This window comes from Aeromicrobium sp. (genome assembly GCF_036676885.1).
Lineage (GTDB): Bacteria > Actinomycetota > Actinomycetes > Propionibacteriales > Nocardioidaceae > Aeromicrobium.
In genome coordinates this window covers 1-1,503 of the sequence record NZ_JAKFCB010000263.1, presented here as the reverse complement: position 1 = coordinate 1,503, position 1,503 = coordinate 1, and the positions used below count along the sequence as shown (strand labels likewise).

The following is a 1,503-nucleotide window of genomic DNA, read 5'->3' as shown; positions in this document are numbered from 1 at the left end:
CCGCGCTGGTCGGAGTACGTCGTGGGGCCGCCCCAGTACTGCTCGAGGAACATCGTGAAGCGGTGGGCCGCGGGGCCGAGGTCCTCCTCGGGGTAGAGCGGCCGCAGCACCTCGTCGGTGGCGACGCCCTCGTAGAACGTGTCGACGATGAGCTTGATCGTCTCGTGCCCGCCGATCGCGTCGTAGAACGTCTGCTCTTCGGTCACGCCGGGGGCTCCTCTTCGGTGATGGTGCGGAACGTCGTCGGGATGCGGATGCCTTCGATGTCGAATCGGGCCTTGACCCGCTGGCGCATCGCCCGGGCCACGAGCCACTGCTGCAGCGGTGCGGTCTTGAGCACGACGCGGACGACCGCGCCGTCCTTGTCGAAGCGCTCGACGCCCCACACCTCGGGCTGCTCGATGATGACGTCGTGGAACTCCTCGTCCTCGTACATCGCCGTGGCCTCCTCCTTGAGGATCGCCTGCACATGGTCGAGGTCGGCCTCGTAGTCGACCGTGATGTCGAGGACCGTACGCGCCCAGTTCTGGCTCTGGTTGCCGACGCGGAGGATCTCGCCGTTGCGGACGTACCAGACCGTGCCGTTGACGTCCCGGAGTCGAGTGACGCGCAACCCGACGGCTTCGACGGTGCCGACGGCCTCGCCGAGGTCCACCACGTCGCCGACGCCGTACTGGTCCTCGAGGATCATGAAGATGCCGGACAGGAAGTCCTTGACCAGGTTCTGGGCGCCGAAGCCGAACGCGATGCCGAGGATGCCGGCGCTGGCGATGATCGGGGCGATGGGCTGACCCAGCTTGGCGAGGACCATGACCACGACGACCGCCAGGGTCAGGCCGGTCGTGATGCTCTTGAGCAGCGACCCCATCGTCTCGGCACGCTGCTGGCGCCGCTCGCGTGAGCCGGGCCGGAGGTCGGCAAGGAACTCACCGGCCTTGCTGTTCGCGATGATGCCCGGGACGGTTCCCTTGATGGCTCGTGACACCAGCCGGTCGATCGAACGACACACGAACCAGCGGAACGTCAGGCCGAGGACGATGATCAGGAGGATCGAGGCTGGGGCGGCGACGAACCAGTCGTACGCCTTCCCGGCGGGCAGGTCCCAGTTCACGTCGAGGTAGGGCATTGCTCCAGCCTACGGGTGGATACGATGGGGCCCATGAGGACTCCCGCCCGCCTGCTCGGACTCGCGTTCGCCTTCGTCATCACGTTCTTCGCCGGATCGGCCGCGGCCTTCGCCGACGAGCCCACCGGCGGGGCGTGGCCGGACGGTGAGGAGCGCAGCAATCTCTACCTGCTGGTCCTCTTCGGCGGCGGCACGGTGGGCCTGTTCGTGATCATCACGCTGTTCGCCCTGCTCACCGCGCGCAACAACTACGTACCGCCGGCGCCGGGCAAGGAGATCCACGTGCTCTCTGACACCACCCCCGCCCAGCACCACTGACCCACGGGCACAACCCCGCTGGGAGTGACGATCTGCAGGCTGGCGTCGGCGTGTCGCCT

At 67.7% G+C, this 1,503-nt stretch carries 3 protein-coding genes; 1 reads left to right on the top strand and 2 read right to left on the bottom strand.

What is annotated here, in order from left to right:
* Both V6M46_RS11825 and V6M46_RS11820 read right to left on the bottom strand, forming a co-directional pair.
* Positions 1–206 (bottom strand): globin domain-containing protein (locus V6M46_RS11825; RefSeq protein ID WP_442880505.1); only part of this gene is annotated, 206 nt, incomplete at its 3' end.
* Positions 203–1,126, bottom strand: coding sequence for a mechanosensitive ion channel family protein (locus V6M46_RS11820; protein ID WP_332665205.1), 924 nt, complete (start codon positions 1,124–1,126; stop codon positions 203–205). The genes V6M46_RS11820 and V6M46_RS11825, both read right to left, overlap by 4 nt.
* A 33-nt stretch (positions 1,127–1,159) precedes the next feature.
* Between V6M46_RS11820 and V6M46_RS11815 the strand changes: the two genes are divergently transcribed.
* Complete coding sequence (locus V6M46_RS11815) at positions 1,160–1,444, top strand: hypothetical protein (protein ID WP_332665203.1); 285 nt, start codon at positions 1,160–1,162, stop codon at positions 1,442–1,444.
* Positions 1,445–1,503: the final 59 nt, after the last annotated feature.

What these genes read in the sequence shown, in the direction of transcription:
- V6M46_RS11820 (WP_332665205.1), bottom strand. Translation starts at nt 1,126, where the DNA reads ATGCCCTACCTCGACGTGAACTGGGACCTGCCCGCCGGGAAGGCGTAC.
- V6M46_RS11815 (WP_332665203.1), top strand. Translation starts at nt 1,160, where the DNA reads ATGAGGACTCCCGCCCGCCTGCTCGGACTCGCGTTCGCCTTCGTCATC.